Origin of the sequence: Acidisphaera rubrifaciens HS-AP3 (assembly GCF_000964365.1) — a bacterium.
Taxonomy (GTDB): domain Bacteria; phylum Pseudomonadota; class Alphaproteobacteria; order Acetobacterales; family Acetobacteraceae; genus Acidisphaera; species Acidisphaera rubrifaciens.
The window spans coordinates 1-582 of record NZ_BANB01001104.1 but is presented as its reverse complement, the minus strand read 5'-3'; the positions used below and the strand labels follow the sequence as shown (position 1 = coordinate 582).

Genomic DNA, 582 nt, shown 5'->3' with positions numbered 1-582 from the left:
GGGGGCGGAGGCCGACGACGGCGCCTGGCTGCGCGCGCTGACCGCCCCCGTCCTCGCCCCGCTGTTCTGGCGGGCGAGCCGCGAGGCGCTGAGCGCGTGGTACGGCCACGTCCCCTTCGCGCACTGGCTGATCGCCACCCTGCGCCCGGCGGTGGTGGTCGAGCTGGGCACGCATGCCGGCGTCTCCTACGCCGCGTTCTGCGAGGCGGTGCTGCGCGAGGGGCTGCCGACGCGCTGCTTCGCCGTCGACACGTGGGAGGGCGACGAGCACGCCGGCTTTTACGGCGAGGATATCCATACCGATCTGCGCGCCTTCCATGATCCGCGCTACGGCGCCTTTTCCTCGCTGCTGCGCATGACGTTCGACGCGGCGGTGGACGGGTTCGCGGACGGCAGCATCGACCTGCTGCACATCGACGGGCTGCACACCTACGAGGCGGTGCGCCACGACTACGAGACGTGGCTGCCGAAACTATCGCCGCGGGCGGTGGTGCTGTTCCACGATACCAACGAATATCAGGGCAGTTTCGGCGTCTGGCGCTTCTGGCGCGAGATGCAGGCGCGCCATCCCGGGTTCGAGTT

The 582-nt window shown here is 70.3% G+C and carries 1 protein-coding gene; it reads left to right on the top strand.

The features are described from left to right. Window positions 1-582, top strand: a 582-nt coding sequence (locus B8460_RS20235) for a class I SAM-dependent methyltransferase (protein ID WP_307188648.1), incomplete at both ends; no start/stop codon positions are given.